19 protein-coding genes and 1 tRNA gene are annotated in these 17,655 nt (G+C 68.1%); 14 read left to right on the top strand and 6 right to left on the bottom strand.

The window, feature by feature from the left end; all coding sequences use genetic code 11:
* Positions 1-93: 93 nt before the first annotated feature.
* The 10 genes from NG1_RS05755 to NG1_RS05710 all read left to right on the top strand — a co-directional run bounded on the left by NG1_RS05755 (position 94) and on the right by NG1_RS05710 (position 10,380).
* Complete coding sequence (locus NG1_RS05755; RefSeq protein WP_040864643.1) at positions 94-858, top strand: MlaE family ABC transporter permease; 765 nt, start codon at positions 94-96, stop codon at positions 856-858.
* A gap of 4 nt (positions 859-862) precedes the next feature.
* Entirely contained in the window at positions 863-1,714 is an 852-nt protein-coding gene (locus tag NG1_RS05750; RefSeq protein ID WP_062968683.1) for an MlaE family ABC transporter permease, read from the top strand.
* Between the two features lie 4 nt (positions 1,715-1,718).
* Positions 1,719-2,933 carry an MCE family protein gene (locus NG1_RS05745; RefSeq protein ID WP_084498719.1) on the top strand — a complete coding sequence of 405 codons (1,215 nt, stop codon included), beginning with the start codon at positions 1,719-1,721 and terminating at the stop codon, positions 2,931-2,933.
* On the top strand, positions 2,930-3,958 hold the full coding sequence (locus NG1_RS05740) for an MCE family protein (protein WP_084498718.1): 1,029 nt from the start codon (positions 2,930-2,932) through the stop codon (positions 3,956-3,958). Before NG1_RS05745 ends, NG1_RS05740 begins: the two co-directional genes overlap by 4 nt.
* Complete coding sequence (locus tag NG1_RS05735) at positions 3,955-5,016, top strand: MCE family protein (RefSeq protein ID WP_062968681.1); 1,062 nt, start codon at positions 3,955-3,957, stop codon at positions 5,014-5,016. Before NG1_RS05740 ends, NG1_RS05735 begins: the two co-directional genes overlap by 4 nt.
* Positions 5,017-5,101: 85 nt before the next feature.
* Positions 5,102-6,367 (top strand): MCE family protein, encoded by a 1,266-nt coding sequence (locus tag NG1_RS05730; protein ID WP_062968679.1) that lies wholly within the window; start codon positions 5,102-5,104, stop codon positions 6,365-6,367.
* Positions 6,364-7,617: an MCE family protein gene (locus tag NG1_RS05725; RefSeq protein WP_062968677.1), complete on the top strand. Its 1,254-nt coding sequence runs from the start codon at positions 6,364-6,366 to the stop codon at positions 7,615-7,617. Before NG1_RS05730 ends, NG1_RS05725 begins: the two co-directional genes overlap by 4 nt.
* Positions 7,614-9,038 carry an MCE family protein gene (locus tag NG1_RS05720; RefSeq protein WP_062968674.1) on the top strand — a complete coding sequence of 475 codons (1,425 nt, stop codon included), beginning with the start codon at positions 7,614-7,616 and terminating at the stop codon, positions 9,036-9,038. Before NG1_RS05725 ends, NG1_RS05720 begins: the two co-directional genes overlap by 4 nt.
* Positions 9,035-9,877, top strand: a complete 843-nt coding sequence (locus NG1_RS35215) for an Rv1363c family protein (RefSeq protein WP_062968672.1) — start codon at positions 9,035-9,037, stop codon at positions 9,875-9,877. The genes NG1_RS05720 and NG1_RS35215 overlap by 4 nt, the downstream gene beginning before the upstream one ends.
* The gene (locus NG1_RS05710; RefSeq protein WP_245659797.1) at positions 9,874-10,380 is read left to right on the top strand and encodes a h domain protein; all 507 of its coding nucleotides are present in this window, start codon (positions 9,874-9,876) and stop codon (positions 10,378-10,380) included. The genes NG1_RS35215 and NG1_RS05710 overlap by 4 nt, the downstream gene beginning before the upstream one ends.
* A gap of 20 nt (positions 10,381-10,400) precedes the next feature.
* Here the strand turns inward: NG1_RS05710 and NG1_RS05705 are convergent, their stop codons facing one another.
* From NG1_RS05705 to NG1_RS37350, 4 genes are all read right to left on the bottom strand, one after another.
* Complete coding sequence (locus tag NG1_RS05705; RefSeq protein WP_084498717.1) at positions 10,401-11,858, bottom strand: sensor histidine kinase; 1,458 nt, start codon at positions 11,856-11,858, stop codon at positions 10,401-10,403.
* Positions 11,855-12,586 (bottom strand): response regulator transcription factor, encoded by a 732-nt coding sequence (locus NG1_RS05700; protein WP_062968668.1) that lies wholly within the window; start codon positions 12,584-12,586, stop codon positions 11,855-11,857. The genes NG1_RS05705 and NG1_RS05700 overlap by 4 nt, the downstream gene beginning before the upstream one ends.
* 67 nt (positions 12,587-12,653) lie before the next feature.
* A complete protein-coding gene (locus NG1_RS05695) occupies positions 12,654-14,204 on the bottom strand; it encodes an alpha,alpha-trehalose-phosphate synthase (UDP-forming) (RefSeq protein ID WP_062968907.1) in 1,551 nt (516 codons plus the stop codon).
* Positions 14,205-14,288: 84 nt separating this feature from the next.
* Positions 14,289-14,459 (bottom strand): hypothetical protein, encoded by a 171-nt coding sequence (locus NG1_RS37350; protein WP_168434172.1) that lies wholly within the window; start codon positions 14,457-14,459, stop codon positions 14,289-14,291.
* A 189-nt stretch (positions 14,460-14,648) separates the two neighbouring features.
* Between NG1_RS37350 and NG1_RS05690 the strand changes: the two genes are divergently transcribed.
* The 3 genes from NG1_RS05690 to NG1_RS05680 all read left to right on the top strand — a co-directional run bounded on the left by NG1_RS05690 (position 14,649) and on the right by NG1_RS05680 (position 16,169).
* Complete coding sequence (locus NG1_RS05690) at positions 14,649-15,467, top strand: alpha/beta fold hydrolase (protein WP_062968666.1); 819 nt, start codon at positions 14,649-14,651, stop codon at positions 15,465-15,467.
* A 169-nt stretch (positions 15,468-15,636) separates the two neighbouring features.
* Positions 15,637-15,879, top strand: a complete 243-nt coding sequence (locus tag NG1_RS05685; protein WP_011207082.1) for an MbtH family protein — start codon at positions 15,637-15,639, stop codon at positions 15,877-15,879.
* A 215-nt stretch (positions 15,880-16,094) separates the two neighbouring features.
* A tRNA-Thr gene (locus NG1_RS05680) sits at positions 16,095-16,169 on the top strand.
* Positions 16,170-16,382: 213 nt separating this feature from the next.
* Here NG1_RS05680 and NG1_RS36400 read toward each other — a convergent pair.
* Positions 16,383-16,550 (bottom strand): hypothetical protein, encoded by a 168-nt coding sequence (locus NG1_RS36400; RefSeq protein ID WP_157113873.1) that lies wholly within the window; start codon positions 16,548-16,550, stop codon positions 16,383-16,385.
* On the bottom strand, positions 16,547-16,711 hold the full coding sequence (locus NG1_RS36395; RefSeq protein ID WP_157106552.1) for a hypothetical protein: 165 nt from the start codon (positions 16,709-16,711) through the stop codon (positions 16,547-16,549). Before NG1_RS36395 ends, NG1_RS36400 begins: the two co-directional genes overlap by 4 nt.
* Positions 16,712-16,898: 187 nt before the next feature.
* Between NG1_RS36395 and NG1_RS05675 the strand changes: the two genes are divergently transcribed.
* Positions 16,899-17,645: a helix-turn-helix transcriptional regulator gene (locus NG1_RS05675; protein ID WP_062968664.1), complete on the top strand. Its 747-nt coding sequence runs from the start codon at positions 16,899-16,901 to the stop codon at positions 17,643-17,645.
* Positions 17,646-17,655: the final 10 nt, after the last annotated feature.

Below are 17,655 nucleotides of genomic sequence, written 5' to 3'. Positions count from 1 at the left end.
ACGGTGAACGTGTTCTAATCGTTCCGGCGGTGCGGCCACGGTGGAGATTCGCGCCGTGAGCTGTGTACGCCGGTTGAGCAAGGAGGATCGTGGATGAACGAGGTCCTTGCCGTGCCGTTGCGGGCCGTCGGTGGATTCTTCGAACTCACCGCCGATGTCGCACGCGCCAGCGTGCGCAGGCCCTTTCAATGGCGGGAGTTCATCGACCAGTCCTGGTTCATCGCGCGAGTATCGATCGTGCCGACATTGCTGGTGGCCATTCCGTTCACCGTTCTGGTCAGCTTCACGTTGAACATTCTGTTGCGGGAGATCGGCGCGGCCGACCTCAGCGGGGCGGGCGCGGCATTCGGCGCGGTCACCCAGGTGGGGCCGATCGTCACCGTGCTCATCGTCGCGGGGGCGGGCGCCACCGCGATCTGCGCCGATCTGGGCGCGCGCACCATTCGCGAGGAAATCGACGCCATGCGGGTGCTGGGCATCAATCCGGTACAGCGCTTGGTGGTGCCCCGGGTGCTCGCGTCGATGTTCGTCGCGCTGATGCTCAACAGCCTGGTGTGCACCATCGGCATCGTCGGCGGATTTCTGTTCTCGGTGTATCTGCAAGATGTGAACCCCGGCGCGTTCGTCAATGGCATCACGCTGCTCACCCATCTGCCCGAGCTGATCATTTCGGAGGTGAAAGCCGGATTGTTCGGGCTGATCGCCGGCCTGGTCGCCTGCTATCTGGGCTTGAATGTCAAAGGCGGACCCAAGAGTGTCGGTGATGCGGTGAATCAGACCGTAGTCTTCGCTTTTATGGCCCTGTTCGTGGTGAACGTGGTGGTCACCGCCGTCGGCATCAAGTTCACGGCGCGGTGACGCGATGGCCTTCGTAATCCAATCCCGCTTTCCCCGTACGGTCCGGCGAATGCGCAGGGTGTCGGACTCGCTCGATTCGGTCGGCAAGCACGCGGTGTTCTATGCCCAGGCGCTCGGGTCCCTGCCGCGCGCGCTGGTGCACTATCGCACCGAGACCATCCGGCTGATCGCCGAGATCAGCATGGGTACCGGCGCGCTGGCGGTGATCGGCGGCACGGTGGTGATCGTCGGGTTCCTCACCCTGTTCGCGGGCGGCACCATCGCCGTGCAGGGCTACAGCTCACTGGGCAATATCGGCGTCGAGGCGCTGACCGGATTCTTCGCGGCGTTCATCAACGTCCGCATCGCGGCGCCGGTGATCTCCGGCATCGGCCTGGCGGCCACCATCGGGGCGGGCTCGACCGCGCAATTGGGCGCGATGCGGGTCGCCGAGGAGATCGACGCGCTGGAGTCGATGGCGATCCGGCCGGTGCCCTACCTGGTCGGCACCCGCGTGCTGGCCGGGATGATCGCGATCGTCCCGCTCTACGCCCTCGCGGTGATCGCGTCGTTCCTGGCCAGCCGGTTCGCCACCGTCGTCATCTACGGCCAGTCGGCGGGCGTCTACGACCACTACTTCTCCACGTTCCTCATCCCGACCGACATCCTGTGGTCGTTCGCCCAGGCGATTCTCATGTCCTTGGCGATCATGATGATCCACACCTACTACGGCTACAACGCCGCGGGCGGCCCGGTCGGCGTGGGTGTCGCGGTGGGCAACGCGGTGCGGACCTCACTGGTCGCGGTCGTCACGGTGACCCTGCTGGTCTCGCTGGCCATCTACGGCACCTCCGGCAACTTCCACCTCTCCGGATAGCGACATGGCGGAATCGAAGCAAACGGAAAGCCGCCTGGGGCGGGCGCTGCGCGGCGGGCTCGGCCTGAAACTGGCCGGTATCACGATGGTGCTCGCGCTGGTCGCGATCGTCGCGGTCGCGATGATCATGTTCGTCGGCGGGTTCACGTCCACGGCCACCGTGACGGTGGACGCGCCGCGCAGCGGCCTGGTCCTGGACCCGGACGCCAAGGTGAAGGTGCGCGGGGTGGAGATCGGCCGCGTCGCGTCCGTCGACCACACCACCGAGGGCGCGAGGCTGAAACTGGCCCTCGACCCGGACCTGTTGAAACTGGTCCCCTCCAACGCGGACGTCGACATCCGGTCGACCACGGTGTTCGGCGCGAAATACATCAACTTCATCGTTCCGCAGCAGCCGTCGTCCACCCCGCTGCGGCCGGGCGCGACCGTGACCGCGCAGCGGGTGACCGTCGAGTTCAACACCCTGTTCCAGCACCTGTCGGACGTGCTGGCCAAGATCGAGCCGGAGAAGCTGAACGCGACGCTGTCCGCGCTCGGCACGGCGCTGCAGGGCCGGGGGCAGAAACTCGGTGACCTGCTCACGCAGAGCGACGCCTACCTGCGCGACATCAACCCGTATCTGCCGACGCTGCAACAGGATCTGGCGAAGACCGGCGAGGTCACCGACCTCTACGCGGACACGGTGAACGACCTGCTGCGCACGGTGGACAACTTCACCGTCACCAGCAAGACCCTGGCCCAGGAGCAGGACAGCTTGGACAACGTTCTGGTGAACCTCACCGGCTTGGCCGACACCACCGGGTCGGTGCTGCGCGAGAACGAGAATCAACTCGGTACCGCGCTGGATCTGCTGCGCCCGACCACCGGGCTGCTCGAGGACTACGCGCCCGCGCTGTACTGCCTGATCGGCGGCCTCGGCAAGGCGCTGCCCCTGGGTGAGGCGGTCTTCGGCGGCTTGCAGGAAGGTGTCGCGCTGAACACCGGCTTCATGTACGGCGCGAAGCCGTACACCTACCCGGAGGATCTGCCCAAGGTCAACGCGACCGGCGGCCCGCAATGCGGGGGCATCCTGGACCGGGTACCGGGCAGCCACTCGGACTATGTCGTCACCGATACCTCGGAAGGCCACGTGTACACACCGTCGACGACGCTGAGTGTGAACCCGCCGAAGATCTTCCAGCTCCTGTTCGCCGGACTACCGGGGGTGCCGCGCCCGTGAGGAATACCGCGACCACCGTCAAACTGGCGATCTTCACGCTGGTGATGGCGCTGATCTTCGCCGGTCTGGCGGTTGTGTTCAGCCAGATGCGGTTCGCCAGGGAGAACGGCTACCACGCCGTGTTCACCAGTTCCTCGGGCGTGCTGCCCGGGGCGAAGGTGCGCATCGCGGGCGTGCCGGTCGGCTCGGTCACCTCGGTGAAGGTGGGCAAGGACTACCTGGCGCACGTCGAGTTCGACGTCGACCGCAAGTACCGGCTGCTCACCAGCACCCGGGCGGCGATCAAGTACGAGAACCTGGTGGGCGACCGCTATCTCGAGCTGACCGAGGGGCCCGGCTCGAACCGCGTCCTGCAGCCCGGCGGCACCATCGTCAAGGAACAGACCGCGCCCGCACTCGATCTGGACATGCTGCTCGGCGGTTTCCGGCCGCTGCTGCGCGGCCTCGACCCCGGCCAGGTGAACGATCTGACCAACGCGCTGCTGCAAATCTTCCAGGGCCAGGGCGGCACACTGGTGTCGCTGCTCAACAGCGGCGGTTCGTTCGCCAAGACGCTCGCCGACCGGGACGCGCTGATCGGCAGCGTGATCAACAACCTGAACGCGGTGCTGCAAACCATCGATCAGCGCGGCGACCAGTTCGCCACCACGATCGCCGAACTACAGCGCCTGATCAGCGGACTCGCGGCCGACAAGGACCAGATCGGTGACGCGATCCCGCGAATCGCCGGGGCCACCGGCGACCTGACCGACCTGCTCGCCCAGGCCCGCCCCGATCTGCGGGGCACCATCGAGCAGACCGGACGGCTGGCCACGAACCTCGACGCCGGCTCGGACACGGTGCAGTGGGTCCTGGAACGGCTGCCGTCGACCTATCGCCAGCTGATCCGCATCGGCTCCTACGGCTCCTTCCTCCAGCTCTACGTCTGCTCGACGAACTTCCTGGTGGACGGCCCGAACGGACAGACGATGAAGATCAACATGCCCGGGGCGCAGACGACCGGAAGGTGTGCGGACAACCGATGAAAGAGCAGCGATCATCCGCCATCACCATCGGCATCGTCGGCCTCGTGGTCGCGGTGGCGGTAGCGCTGTCGGCACTGCAATTCGACCGCCTGCCGTTCATTCGTTCCGGCGCGACGTTCACCGCCTACTTCGCCGACGCGGGCGGCCTGCTCCCCGGTGACGCGGTGCAGGTCGCGGGCGTGCGGTCCGGACGGGTGGAGGAGGTCGGCCTGGACGGCGCGAAAGTGCTCGTCCGGTTCACCCTCTCCGAGTCGATCGTGCTGGGTGAGAAGACCTCGGCGGCGATCAAGACCAACACGGTGCTCGGACGCAAATCGCTGGAGGTGACGCCGTCCGGGCCCGGCGCGCTGCGCACCGACGACACCATCCCGCTGGAGCGCACCACATCGCCGTACTCGCTCAACGAGGCGCTGAGCGACCTGGCGGGAACGGTGCACGATCTCGACCTCGACCGGGTCGACCAGACCCTCGACGCGCTCTCGGCGACCTTCGCCGACACCCCCGCGCCGTTGCGCTCGGCGCTCGACGGCGTCACCGCGCTCTCCCGCAGCATCAACGCGCGCGACCAGGCGTTGACCGATCTGCTGAAGCGGGCGCAGAACGTCACGAAGATCCTCGCCGACCGCGGCAACCAGATCAACGCGCTGATCCTGGACGGCAACGAGCTGCTCGGCGAGCTGGATCGGCGGCGCACCGCGCTCGGGCAGCTGATCGTCTACGTCAACGGACTCGCCAAGCAGCTGTCCGGCCTGGTCGCCGACAACGAGGCACAGCTCAAACCCGCCCTCGACAAACTCAATTCGGTACTGGCGCTGTTGCAGCGCAACAAACAGAACCTCGCCGACGCGCTGGACGGTCTCGGCCCGTTCGCCGCCGCACTCGGTGAGCAGGTCGGCAGCGGCCCCTACTTCCAGGCGTATGTGATCAACGCCGCGAGCAAGACGCTGCAACCGCTGGTGGACGCGCTGGTGTGGCCGCAGCACCTGCCGAACGATCTGCAGAGCTACCTCACGCCGTTCCCATCGATCGAACCCGCGATTCAGGAGCCGCCGCGATGAGTGGGCATCACCCGTCCATCCTGTACCCGTCTCGAGCCGTCGATGGCTCGGCACCGGCGGGGGAGTCACGTCTGGGGGGACGCGCATGCTGAACGTCGTACGGAAACTGCCCCGCTGGGCGCTGGTGCTGGCCGGAGTGGTCGTCGCGGCGCTCGTGGTCGCGGTCGCGTGGAATGGCATAACCAGGATCGGAACCACCAAGGTCACCGCGTATTTCCCGTCCACATCGGGCCTGTACGCGGGTGACGACGTGCGCGTGCTCGGCGTCAAGGTCGGCCGGATCGACTCGATCGAGCCCGGCGCCGACCGGGTGAAGGTGACCATGACCCTCGATCGCGGAATCGACGTCCCCGCCGACCCGAAGGCGGTGATCATCTCGCCGTCGCTGGTCTCGGCGCGTTTCATCCAGATCGCGCCCGCCTACACCGGAGGCCCGAAGCTGACCGACGGCAGTGTGATCCCGATCGAGCACACCGCGGTGCCGGTCGAGTGGGACGACATCAAGGCCGAGCTGTCCAAGCTGGCCACCGCCCTCGGTCCGGTCGGCGACGACAAGCAGGGGTCCTTCGGCCGCTTCGTCGACACCGCCGCCGACAACCTCGACGGCAACGGGCAGCGGTTCCGCGACACCCTGCGGGAACTGTCGGCCACCTTGAGCACGCTCTCCGACGGACGCACCGACCTGTTCGGCACGGTGCGCAACCTGCAGAAGTTCGTCGACGTGCTGTCGGCGAGCAACGAGCAGATCGTGCAGTTCGGCGGACGGCTGGCGTCGGTGTCCTCGGTGCTGGCCGGGGTCTCGGCCGATCTCGGCGCGGGGCTGGACAATCTGGACGCCGCGATCGTCGACGTGCGCCGGTTCATCGACGGCAGCGGCGCCGAACTCACCGAAGGCGTGCAGCGGCTGGCCGACGCCACCCAGGTGCTGGTCGACAAACGGCCCGAACTGGAACGCGTACTGCACTCCGGGCCGACCGCGCTGGTGAACTTCTACCAGATCTACAAGCCGGCCCAAGGCACCCTGACCGGCGCGATCGCGCTGAACAACCCGGCCGACCCGCTCGGGTTCCTGTGCGGCTCGGTCCGCGCGCTGGAGACCAACGACGCCGATCGCAGCGCCGACCTCTGCGCGCAGTACCTCGCGCCGGTGATCAACAGCCTGAGCATGAACTACGTGCCGATCATGACGAACCCGGCCAGCGGCGTGACCGCGTTCCCCGACCAGCTGGTCTACACCGATCCCAGCCTGGCCGATCGGGTGCAGAGCCAGACTCCCGCGCGGCCGCAGCCCGCTCCGGTGAGCGTGCCCAGCGGTCTCGCCGGACTGGCCATTCCGGGAGGAGTGCGATGACGCCGACGCGGCGATTGCACCGCACCGCCACGGTCGCGGTGGGGCTGGCGGTGGCGCTCGGCGTCTCCGGCTGTGAGTGGGACGGACTGAATTCGCTGCCGATGCCCGGCACCGAGGGCACCGCGCCGGGATCCTACGAAGTGCGTGTCCAGATGCCGAACGTGACCACGCTGACCCGGAATTCCCCCGTCCGGGTGCACGACGTGGCGGTCGGCACGGTGTCGAAGATCGAGGTGGAGGACTGGCACGCGCTGGTCACCGTCAAGCTGAACCCGGACGTGCAGCTGCCCGCGAACGCCGTCGCCAAGATCGGGCAGACCAGTTTGCTCGGATCCAACCATCTCGAGCTCGCCGAGCCGGCGGATCAGGCTCCCGAAGGCCGGTTGCGGGCGGGCGATGTCATCCCGCTGGCGCGGGCCGGGACCTATCCGACCACCGAGCAGGTGCTGTCCTCGCTGTCGGTGGTGCTCAACGGTGGCGGCGTCGCGCAGCTGGAAACCATCACCCACGAACTCAATTCGGCGCTCACCGGGCGCGAGGAGGCCATCCGCGACCTGCTGCCGCAGCTGAACGAGCTCACCACGAACCTGGACCGCCAGACCGGTGACATCATCGCGGCGATGAGCGGGCTGGACCGGCTCGGCGGTCAGCTCGCCGAGCAGCGTGACGTGGTGGCGGCGGCCATCGAGCAGATCCATCCGGCGTTGACCGTGCTCGCCGACCGCCGCGCGAACATCACCAGGGCGCTCACCGCGCTCGGCGAGCTGAGCGACGTCGTCCGGCGCATCGTCGACGCCAGCGGCGAGGACCTGAAGGCCAACCTGCGCAGCCTCGTGCCCGCGCTGAAATCGCTGTCGGACACCGGTGGCGACCTGACCGAGGCGCTGAAGATCCTGGCCACCTTCCCGTTCCCGATGAAGAACCTGGACCACGCGATCAAGGGCGACTACCTGAACCTGTTCATGACCGTGGACATCACCGGCAAGCGGCTGGATTCGAACTTCCTCACCGGCACGCCGCTGGGCGGACGCTTCGGCGGCGTGGAAGGCGCTCTCGGCAGCTTCGCGCCGGGCACGGCCGCGCAGAACGGCGACCCGGCCACGGGGCCGTTGCAGCCGCCGCCGCCCGCGGCGAGCCAGCCCGCCCCGACCATCCCGGGACTGCCGCCGATTCCCGGCCTGCCCGCCATTCCCGGATTGACCGTGCCCATGCCGGGCAACTCCGCGCCGCAAGGGGGTCCGGGCCAGTGACGCTCACCCGGTTCGTCCGTACCCAGCTGATCATCTTCTCCGTGCTGACGGTGATCGGCCTGGTGGTCATGGGCGGCACATATGTGAAGGTGCCCGCGATGTTCGGCATCGGGCGCTACGAGGTCACGGTGAAACTGGCCGCGACCGGCGGCCTCTACCCGACGGCCAATGTCGCCTATCGCGGCACGAACGTCGGCGTGGTGAAGGAGGTGCGGCTCACGCCGGTCGGGGTGGACGCGAAACTGTCCATCGCCAGCGACTACAAGATTCCCTCCGACGTCGACGCGTGGATCCGCAGTGTCTCCGCGGTGGGCGAGCAGTACGTGGACCTGGTCCCCGCCGAGCACCGCACCGGCGGGAACCTGCGCGACGGCAGCGTGATCCCGGTGGAGCGCACCAAGCTGCCGCAAGACGTCGGCGCGCTGCTGGACCAGGCCGACCGGTTGCTGTCGAGCGTGGCGGACACCCGGCTGCGGCAGGTCATCGACGAGGCGTTCCTCGCGTTCAACGGCGCTGGACCGGACCTGCAACGATTCATCGACTCCGCGTCGCTGCTGGTGCAGGAGGCGCAGGCGAACGCCGAACCGACGAAGCAGTTGCTCGACCAGATCGGGCCGCTGCTGGATACCCAGACCCGTTCGGACGCGGCGATCCGTTCCTGGACCGCCGATCTGGCGACCGTCACCGACCAGCTGCGCGGTCACGACCCCGCGCTGCGCGGTGTGTTGCGGGAGGGCCCGTCCGCGATGCAACGGGTGACCAATTTGTTCGAGGATCTGCGTCCGACGCTGCCGCTGCTGCTGTCGAACCTGGTCAGCGTCGGTCAAGTCGCGGTCACCTACCACGCGGGACTCGAGCAGATCCTGGTGGTCTATCCGCCGCTGGTCGCCGCGCTGCTCACCGCTATACGCGGCCCGCTCGAATACGGAGCCCTGGTCGACTTCATGGCGTTGGTCAACGACCCGCCCGCCTGCACGACCGGCTTCCTCCCGCCCGACCAGCGCCGCTCGCCGAGCGAACTCGACACCCCGCCCACGCCTTCCGGTCTGTACTGCAAGGTGCCGCAGGACGCTCCCGAAGCGGTGCGCGGGATCCGGAACACGCCGTGCGTCGAAGTGCCCGGTGTGCGCGCTCCGACGCCGGAGATGTGCCGGACCGGGTACGTTCCGTTGGGTGACAACCCATCGTTCGGGCCGCCGCGGCCGGTCGCGCCCGCGGCAGCGCCCGCCGATGAGCCGCCCGTCGTGGCGCCGGCGAGTTACGGCGTCGGCACACCGGCCGCCGCCCGAGCGTACGACCCGGACAGCGGCATCTACATCGGCCCCGACGGGCGGACATACCGACAGGGCGATATCGGACCGAGCGGCTCGGGCACGGTACCGTCGAGCTGGCAGGCGATGCTCGAGGAGCAGCAACGATGAGTGAGAGCAACGGAGAAGGTCACCGCACGCGGCGTCGTGCGGTGCGCTCGGCCGGGCCACCGGTCGAGGAGAACGCGAGCGAAGCCGCGGCCGATGCGAAGACGGCCGTCACTACGGGTGCGAAGACCACGGCCGCAGACGATGCGAAGCCCGCGCCCACCGAGGTCTCTGCTGACCCCTCGGCCGAAACCGCCGCCCCGGACAAGGAGCCGAGTACCGTCGGCGCCGAGTCGAGCGCACCGGTACCGGCCACCGACGACTCGACCGCCGACGCGGACAAGGCGACGGTCACCATGACGAAAGCCGCCGTCGAGTCGCCGTCCACCGAGCAACATCCCACCCAGGGCAGTAACCGCGGCCTCCCGCGCATTCTCGCGATGGCCGCCGCCGCGCTGCTGGTCGTCGCGCTCGTCTGCGGCGCGACCCTCTCGGTGCTCGCGATGCGCTCGGCGCACGAACGCGACGAGCGCCGCGCCGAATACGTGGAAACCGCCCGGCAGGCGATCGTCAATCTGACCACCATCCGCGCCGATTCCGCCAAGCAGGACATCGACCGGATCCTGTCGCTGGCCTCGGGTGAGTTCAAGACCGAGTTCGACGGACGGGTCGACCCGTTCACCAGCATCGTGCAGCAGGCCAAGGTGGTCTCCAGCGGCGAGATCGTGGAGGCCGCGCTGGAGAGCGACGACGATCGCTCCGGGCGGGTGCTGGTCGCCGCCAAGCAGACGCTCACCAACGCGGGCCAGGCCGAGCCGCAGACCAGGTATTACCGGTTCCGGGTCACCGTGTCGCGCGGCGATTCCGGGCTGACCGTGTCCAATGTGGAGTTCGTGGCATGACCGGTGGACGCAGCATGAACGGAATTCGGGCCAAGATCCTGCTCGCGGTACTCGGTGTCGTGGTCGCCGCGGCCGCGGTGATCGGCGGCGTCAACGGTTACCGCTACTGGGACGACCGGCAGGCCGAGCAGTCGCGCGAGGACGCGGTCGCGACGGCGGGACGCACCCTCGAGGCCATGTTCACCTACAACCCGCAGACCGTGGACACCGAACTGCGCAAGTCCGCCGACAACCTGACCGGTGATTTCCGCGACGACTATCTGACGCTGATCGACAAGCAGATCGCGCCGGGAGCCAAGGAGAAGCAGCTCACCGTCACCGCGACCACCCAGGCGGGCGGCGTCATCTCCGCGGACCGTTCGCACGCGCAGGTGCTGTTGTTCCTCAACCAGGTGATGACGAGCAAGGACACCCCGCAGGGCACCACCACCGGCAGTCGCGTGCGCGTCACTCTGACGAAGGCGGACTCGCACTGGTTGGTCTCGGCGGTCACCCCGGTCTGAGTCCGGCGAATTCGCCGGGGTCACTCCGGCAGCCCGCGTGGCAGCCGCACCGTGAACGTCGTGCCCGCCTCGGGCGAACTGCGCACGCCGACCTCGCCGCCGTGCGCGGTCACCAGCGCCTGCACGATGGACAAGCCGAGCCCTGTGCCGCCGCTGGTTCGCGCGCGGGAGGTGTCGGTGCGGTAGAAGCGCTCGAAGACGCGTTCGGCCTCCTCCTGGGGCAGGCCGGGCCCCGTATCGGCCACCTCCAGCCGCACGTCGTCGGCGCCGGGAGCCAGCCGCACGATCACCTTCGCGTCGGGCGCGGTGTGCGTGACGGCGTTGTTCAGCAGGTTGCCCAAGACCTGGCGCAGCCGCGCCTCGTCGCCGATCACCTCGAGCGTTCCCTCGCCCGGTTCGATCTTCAGTTCGATGGTGCGGACGGGACCGTCGGCATGCCCGGCGGCGACCACGGCGCGTGCGTTGTGCACGGCGTCGCTGGCGACAGCGAGCAGGTCGACCGGGCCGAGTTCCAGCGGGCGCTGGGCATCCAGCCGCGCGAGCATCAGCAGGTCTTCCACCAGCACGCCCATCCGCTGGGATTCGCGCTCGATGCGGTCCATGAACGCGGCGGGATCGTCGGTGGCGCCCTGGCGATACAGTTCGGCGAACCCGCGGATCGTCGTCAACGGCGTGCGCAGCTCGTGGCTGGCGTCGGCGATGAAACGGCGCATGCGCTCCTCGGACTTGCGTGCCGCTTCCTCGGACGCGGCGGTCGCGGTGAACGCGCGCTGGATCTGCGCCAGCATGCCGTTCAGCGACCTGGACAGCCGGTCGACCTCGGTGTTGGTATCGCGCACCGGCACGCGGCGATGCAGGTCACCGCGGGCGATGGCCGCGGCGGTGCTCTCCACCCGGCGCAGCGGACGCAGACTGCGCCGCACCAGGAAATACGCGAGCACCGCCAGCACGGCCAGGACTATCGCCCCGACGATCAGCTCGAGCATCACGAGCCGGTGCACGGTGTCGGTGTTCTGGGTGAGCGGCAGCGCGACCGTCGTCGTGCCCTCCGGCGTGCGCAGCGTCAGCACACGCCACCGGATCGGCCCTCCGTTCACGGAGCCGACGGTGTACGGGCCGGACGGTGGGTTCGCGGGCAGGTCGGGTTCGGAGTCGACGGCGAACGCCGGGACAAGGAACAGGCGCCCGTCGGTGCGCATCGAGCGCACGTAGAACTGGCTCGGGGCGTGGCGCGGCTCGGGCGGCAGCACCGGTGGCGGAGGCGGGCGCCTGGACCATTCCATCGCGCCCTCGCGTAACTGCTGGTCGGTTCGGTTGGTCAACTGGCCTTCCAAGGCCGAGGTGACCACCATGCCGGAGACGAGCAGGCCGAGCCCGGCGGTGAGCACCAGCAGGATCGTCAAGGTCCCCCGCAACGGAATCGCGGATAAGAAGCCGGAGACCTTCGCACGCACCACGACGATCCGGCTCGGGCTCATGAACCGCTCTTGCGATGGGGCGCGCGCATCACGTAACCGACGCCGCGCAAGGTGTGGATCAGCCGCGTGTTGCCGGTGTCGACCTTTTTGCGCAGGTAGGAGACGTAGGTCTCCACCACGCCGACCTCGCCGCCGAAGTCGTAGCGCCAGACGTGGTCGAGGATGCGCGGCTTGCTCAGCACCGTGCCCGCGTTGACCATGAAGTAGCGCAGCAGCGTGAACTCGGTGGGCGACAGCGCGACCGGTTCACCCGCCTTCCACACCTCGTGGGTGTCGTCGTCGAGCTCGATGTCCTCGAAGCGCAGACGCGAGCTCTCCCGCTGCGGGGCCGCGTGACCCGCGCGGCGCAGGATGACGCGCAGCCGGGCCACCACTTCTTCCAGGCTGAACGGCTTGGTGACGTAGTCGTCGGCGCCCAGGGTGAGGCCGGTGATCTTGTCCTGCACGTCGTCGCGCGCGGTCAGGAACAGCACGGGCGCGTCGACCCCGTCGGCGCGCAGCCTGCGCAGCAGACCGAAGCCGTCCATGCCGGGCATCATCACGTCCACGATGAGCGCCTGGGGGCGGAAGGAGCGCGCCTTGTCCAGCGCTTGGGCGCCGTCGGCGGCGGTGTCCACGTCGAAGCCCTGGTAGCGCAGGCTCACCGCGAGCAGTTCGACGATCATCGGCTCGTCGTCGACCACCAGGACCCTGGCCTCGGGTGTCTGCTGCGCGGGGGCACCACTCATGGCTAAATGGTCCGGTATCCGGCTGCGAAGTTCCTGGACCGAAGCTGGGTGATTCCTGTGAACGGCCTCAGCGCGGGTCGCGGTCCTCGGGGTAGACGTCGTCGTCGGTCAGCAGCGCGCTGCCCGCGACCTGGTCCTGGGCCAAGGCGTCGAGGAAGGCGCGCGCCCAGCGATCCACGTCGTGGGCGAGTACCTGCCTGCGCATCGAACGCATCCGCCTGCGTTTGACGTCGCGCTCGTCCTCGACGGCCGCGACGATGGCGTCCTTCACGTCGTCCAGGTCGTGCGGGTTGCACAGGTACGCCTGCCGCAGCTCGGCCGCCGCGCCGGTGAACTCGCTCAGCACCAGGGCGCCGTTGAGGCCGCTGTGGCACGCGACGTACTCCTTGGCGACGAGGTTCATGCCGTCGCGCAGCGGCGTCACCAGCATCACGTCGGCGGCCACGAAGAACGCGACCAGCTCGTCGCGCGGGATCGGACGGTGCAGATAGTGCACCACCGGGTAGCCGACCCGGGCGAACTCGCCGTTGATCCGGCCGACCTGTCGTTCGATGTCGCCGCGCATCTGGATGTAGCTCTCGACCCGCTCGCGGCTGGGTGTGGCCAGCTGGATCATGACCGTGTCGGCGGGATCGATCCGGCCCTCGATGAGCAGCTCCTCGAGCGCGTTGAGGCGGATGTCGATGCCCTTGGTGTAGTCCAGCCGGTCCACGCCGAGCAGGATGGTCTTCGGGTTGCCCAGCTCGGCCCGGATCTTGGCGGCGCGTTCGCGCACCGACCTGCGCCTGGAATGCTCGTCCAGTTCGGCGGAGGCGATCGAGATGGGGAACGCGCCCACCCGCACCGTGCGGAACCCCACCTGGACGACGCCGAGCTTGGAGCGCACGCCGATCGAGCCACGCGAGGTCGGCTGTCCGGCCAGCCTGCGGGCCAGATAGAGGAAGTTCTGCGCGCCGCCGGGCAGGTGGAAGCCGATGAGGTCGGCGCCGAGCAGGCCCTCCACGATCTCCGTGCGCCACGGCATCTGCATGAACAGCTCGACCGGCGGGAACGGGATGTGCAGGAAGAATCCGATGGTCAGGTCCGGGCGCAGCATGCGCAGCATCTTGGGCACCAGCTGGAGCTGGTAGTCCTGCACCCACACGGTCGCGCCCTCGGCGGCGACCTTGGCGGTGGCCTCGGCGAAGCGCCGGTTCACGGTGACGTAGGCGCTCCACCATTTGCGGTCGTAGACCGGCCGCACGATCACGTCGTGGTAGAGCGGCCACAGCGTGCCGTTGGAGAAGCCCTCGTAGTAGTCGGCCACCTCGTCCGCCGACAGCGGGACCGGGTGCAGTTCCAGGCCGTCCTCGATGATCGGGTCCACGTCGACGTTGGGGACCCCCGCCCAGCCGACCCACGCCCCCTTGTTGTTGCGCAGGACCGATTCCAGCGCGGTCACCAGACCGCCCGGGCTGCGCTTCCATCGGGTGCTGCCGTCGGGCAGTCGTTCGAGGTCGACGGGGAGCCTGTTGGCGACGACGACGAAACCGGAGCCCGCCCCGGAGCCGGTGTTCTCCGCCGCGGCGTCAGCAGTCGAGGTGTCTCTGGCTCGCTCGGAGTCGTCGGACGGATTCATCTGGTCCACTCACGCATCCTTTGCGCGTTGCTTCATCCCGCTGGAGTTGTGTAGTCGACGTCGCCGTTGGCGTCGAGAACGAGACTATTCGCCTCGCGCGTTCGGTCCAATACCCAGCATGGACAACAACATCCGGCACTCATCGGCGTCCTCGGCGTATGCCGCGACCACCCGCTGCGCCTGACGCGCGGTTTCGTCGGCGAGCGGTTCCAGATCGTCGTCCGCAATGTCGTTCGCGCTGCCCTTCACGGCCATCGTCAAGTCCTCCCGGCTCAGTGCGCTCTTACCCTGCGAAAAGCCAATGGTATGCGACGCTGGAGGGTGCGTCCGCCGGGGCGCTGGCCGAAAGGCGGCACGCGCCGCCGGGGCACCCCGGTCGATGCGTCCGCCCCGCCGGTCCCTATACCGTGGGAACCAGCACCAACTCTCCACGAAAGGGTCGACATGCCGCTGGCCACGGTGAACGGGATTTCCCTCAACTATCAGGTGAAGGGTGACCGCGCCAAGGGCTCCGCGCCGCTCGTGGTCATGATCATGGGCACCGGCAGTCCCGGCCGAGTGTGGGAGCTGCACCAGGTTCCCGCCCTGGTCGCGGCCGGTTACCGGGTGTGCACGTTCGACAATCGCGGGATCGCGCCGTCGTTCGAGGCGGCCTCGGGCATGACGATCGACGAGCTGGTCGCCGACACCGCGGCCCTGATCGAATTCCTGGACGAGGGTCCGGCGCTGGTGGTGGGCACCTCGATGGGCGCGCGCGTGGCGCAGGAGCTGGCGCTGGCCCGCCCCGACCTGGTGCGCAAGGCGGTGTTCATGGCCGGGCACGGGCGGCTGGACCAGTTCCAGAAGACGCTTTCGCTCGGCGAACACGAACTCGACGCCGCCGGGGTGAAACTGCCGCCGAAATATGAGGCGGCGATCACCGCGGTCATGAATCTCTCGCCCGCGACCATGGCCGACACGAACGCCGCGCGCGACTGGCTCGACCTGTTCGAGTTCACCGGAGGGCCGGTCACGCCCGGCATTCGCGCCCAGCGCAGGATGGACCACGATTTCGACCGGGTGCAGGCCTACCGGGCGATCCGCGTGCCTTGTCTTTCGGTCGGATTCGCCGACGACCGGATGATTCCGCCGTATCTGTCCAGGGAGATCGCCGCCGTGATTCCGGGTGCGCGGTACCAGGAGGTACCGGACGCGGGGCATTTCGGGTATTTGGAGCGGCCCGAGGCGGTCAACAAGATTCTCTTGGACTTCTTCGCGGGCTGAATGTGAGTCGGCCGGGGTGGCGGCCTAGGTAACCGCCCAGGCGTAACGTCTTGCTTGCTAGTGTCGAAACAACGCTCGGGGTCTCTCGGTGTCAAAGGTTCACAGCAGCCCGGCACCGAGTGAACCAGGAGCGATCCCGTACATAGCGCCAGTATCCAGTGAGGTGAAATTGAGCACCAACCCCTTCGATGATGAAGACGGCCGCTTCTTCGTCCTGGTCAACGACGAGGAACAGCATTCCCTGTGGCCGGCCTTCGCAGAGGTTCCAGCCGGATGGCGAGTCGTGTTCGGCGAGGACAGCCGCGCCGCTTGCGTCGAGTACGTGGAAAAGAACTGGACCGACATGCGTCCGAAGAGCCTGCGCGACGCCATGGCCGCCGACGACGCGGCTCGTCAGGGCGCCCAGTCCTGATCGGTCCTCCGAGTGCCGCGCTCCCGGCGCGGCAGGTTCGTGGTCCCGTCATGTCTCGCGTCCGAGCGACCGCCGCCGACTTCGTCGTGGGCGGGCCGGTCGCTCGGGCCTGAGTTCGAAAGCGGTTGTCCGGTCGTAAGGGTCGCGTTCGGCGCCGAACGCGGTTCCGCTGTCCCCTGGACAGCGCCCCCGGTTATGATGACAACCGCTTTCCCGCCTCCTTAGCTCAGTGGTAGAGCACTCGCCTTGTAAGCGAGCGGTCGTCAGTTCAATCCTGACAGGGGGCTCCATGTCGCAGCCGCTGCGCGTCTGAGCTCAGTGGTAGAGGCCGTGCCCGGTGTTGTAAGCGAGCGGTCGTCAGTTCAATCCTGACAGGGGGCTCCATGTTGCAGCCGCTGCGCGTCTGAGCTCAGTGGTAGAGGCCGTGCTCGGTGTTGTAAGCGAGCGGTCGTCAGTTCAATCCTGACAGGGGGCTCCATGTCGCAGCCGCTGCGCGTCTGAGCTCAGTGGTAGAGGCCGTGCTCGCGGAGATAGCGCTCGGCGCTGAGCTTTCGCGGACACGGCGGTGTGCAGCTCGCGTGCAGTTTCATCAGCCCTCGCGCGTGCTCGCTGTCGGCAGGCATATTGCCGTCTTCGCAGTAGTCCTCCACCCAGGAACGCCGCGCCGTCATCGCTGCTCGTCCTCCAGCCGCGCGAAGATCTCACGCGCCGAGACCGACTCGTCCGGCTCGCCGCCGAGGTCGAGTAGCCAGGGCAACACCCAGAAGACGAGTATCAGCAGTCCGCCGACGGCGGCCATGACGATCAGGGTGACTGCGAGTTCTGCGGGCATTCTGGTTACCCCTTCATGCGTTGTGGTGTGGTTGGTTGCGCCCGGCGCCGAGGAGGTCGGGTCTCGACCCGACGCCGGGGCTACATCCAGAGTCGGCTGACGGGGTGTGTCCGCGCGATGACGTAACCGGCGTCAATGCACCTCTATTCAGGGCGACATTAAGGCGTCAAAGCGTTACCGTGGCGACATGGCTTCCGCACCGAACACGGCACTGCGCGCGGCCCGGAACGCGCGCCTGATGAGCCAGGACGACCTGGCGCGGGCACTCCGGGAAGCCGGGTGCGCCAGCGCAACCAAACGCCTTGTGCAGCGCTGGGAATCCGGCCTCACCGCCAACCCGCGGCCGTCGCACGCGCGGGCTCTGGAGAAAGTGATGCGGCTACCGATCGAGTCGTTGGGTTTCGGTGCCGTGATGGCCGGCCGAAGTCTCACCGGCGGTGAGGACGGAACGGAGGTCGACTCCGCTATCGGTGAAGTCGCGCCCGAACAGTTCGCCGCCGCTCGGCGACCGAGGACGCCAGGCAACTACTCGGGGATTTGGTTATCCCGCTACGAGTACTACTCGTCCGGGCGAGATGCGACGTTCACGGCTGTGCACCATGTCGTGGTGTTGCAGCACGACAGCCGCCTGACCGTGCGCTCCCTGCCGAACTCCGCGCAGTCCTCCATGGAAATGGACCTGACCGTTGACGGGCACGTCGCTACGGGCACATGGCGCGAGCACACTGCCCAGGACGGCTACTACCGCGGCGCCTACTACCACGGCGCCATCCAACTGCTGATCGAGCTGACCGGCGCCCGGATGGCGGGCAAGTGGGTCGGGTTCGGCAAGAGTTTCGAAATCAACTCCGGGCCGTGGGAGTTGGTGTTGCAGGACTCCTCGACATCCAAGGCCGCGATCGACGCCTACGACCGCCCGCCGGACGTGGCTTGACGGACTTCGC

The organism is Nocardia gamkensis NBRC 108242 (genome assembly GCF_001612985.1).
In the GTDB taxonomy this organism is placed as follows: Bacteria; Actinomycetota; Actinomycetes; order Mycobacteriales; family Mycobacteriaceae; genus Nocardia; species Nocardia gamkensis.
The sequence above is the reverse complement of the archived record's forward strand: the minus strand, read 5'-3'. Positions and strand labels throughout refer to the sequence as shown.

Coding starts and splice junctions, on each gene's coding strand:
- NG1_RS05755 (WP_040864643.1), top strand. CDS start 94: ATGAACGAGGTCCTTGCCGTGCCGTTGCGGGCCGTCGGTGGATTCTTC.
- NG1_RS05750 (WP_062968683.1), top strand. CDS start 863: ATGGCCTTCGTAATCCAATCCCGCTTTCCCCGTACGGTCCGGCGAATG.
- NG1_RS05745 (WP_084498719.1), top strand. CDS start 1,719: ATGGCGGAATCGAAGCAAACGGAAAGCCGCCTGGGGCGGGCGCTGCGC.
- NG1_RS05735 (WP_062968681.1), top strand. CDS start 3,955: ATGAAAGAGCAGCGATCATCCGCCATCACCATCGGCATCGTCGGCCTC.
- NG1_RS05730 (WP_062968679.1), top strand. CDS start 5,102: ATGCTGAACGTCGTACGGAAACTGCCCCGCTGGGCGCTGGTGCTGGCC.
- NG1_RS05725 (WP_062968677.1), top strand. CDS start 6,364: ATGACGCCGACGCGGCGATTGCACCGCACCGCCACGGTCGCGGTGGGG.
- NG1_RS35215 (WP_062968672.1), top strand. CDS start 9,035: ATGAGTGAGAGCAACGGAGAAGGTCACCGCACGCGGCGTCGTGCGGTG.
- NG1_RS05710 (WP_245659797.1), top strand. CDS start 9,874: ATGACCGGTGGACGCAGCATGAACGGAATTCGGGCCAAGATCCTGCTC.
- NG1_RS05705 (WP_084498717.1), bottom strand. CDS start 11,858: ATGAGCCCGAGCCGGATCGTCGTGGTGCGTGCGAAGGTCTCCGGCTTC.
- NG1_RS05700 (WP_062968668.1), bottom strand. CDS start 12,586: ATGAGTGGTGCCCCCGCGCAGCAGACACCCGAGGCCAGGGTCCTGGTG.
- NG1_RS05695 (WP_062968907.1), bottom strand. CDS start 14,204: ATGAATCCGTCCGACGACTCCGAGCGAGCCAGAGACACCTCGACTGCT.
- NG1_RS37350 (WP_168434172.1), bottom strand. CDS start 14,459: ATGGCCGTGAAGGGCAGCGCGAACGACATTGCGGACGACGATCTGGAA.
- NG1_RS05690 (WP_062968666.1), top strand. CDS start 14,649: ATGCCGCTGGCCACGGTGAACGGGATTTCCCTCAACTATCAGGTGAAG.
- NG1_RS36400 (WP_157113873.1), bottom strand. CDS start 16,550: ATGACGGCGCGGCGTTCCTGGGTGGAGGACTACTGCGAAGACGGCAAT.
- NG1_RS36395 (WP_157106552.1), bottom strand. CDS start 16,711: ATGCCCGCAGAACTCGCAGTCACCCTGATCGTCATGGCCGCCGTCGGC.
- NG1_RS05675 (WP_062968664.1), top strand. CDS start 16,899: ATGGCTTCCGCACCGAACACGGCACTGCGCGCGGCCCGGAACGCGCGC.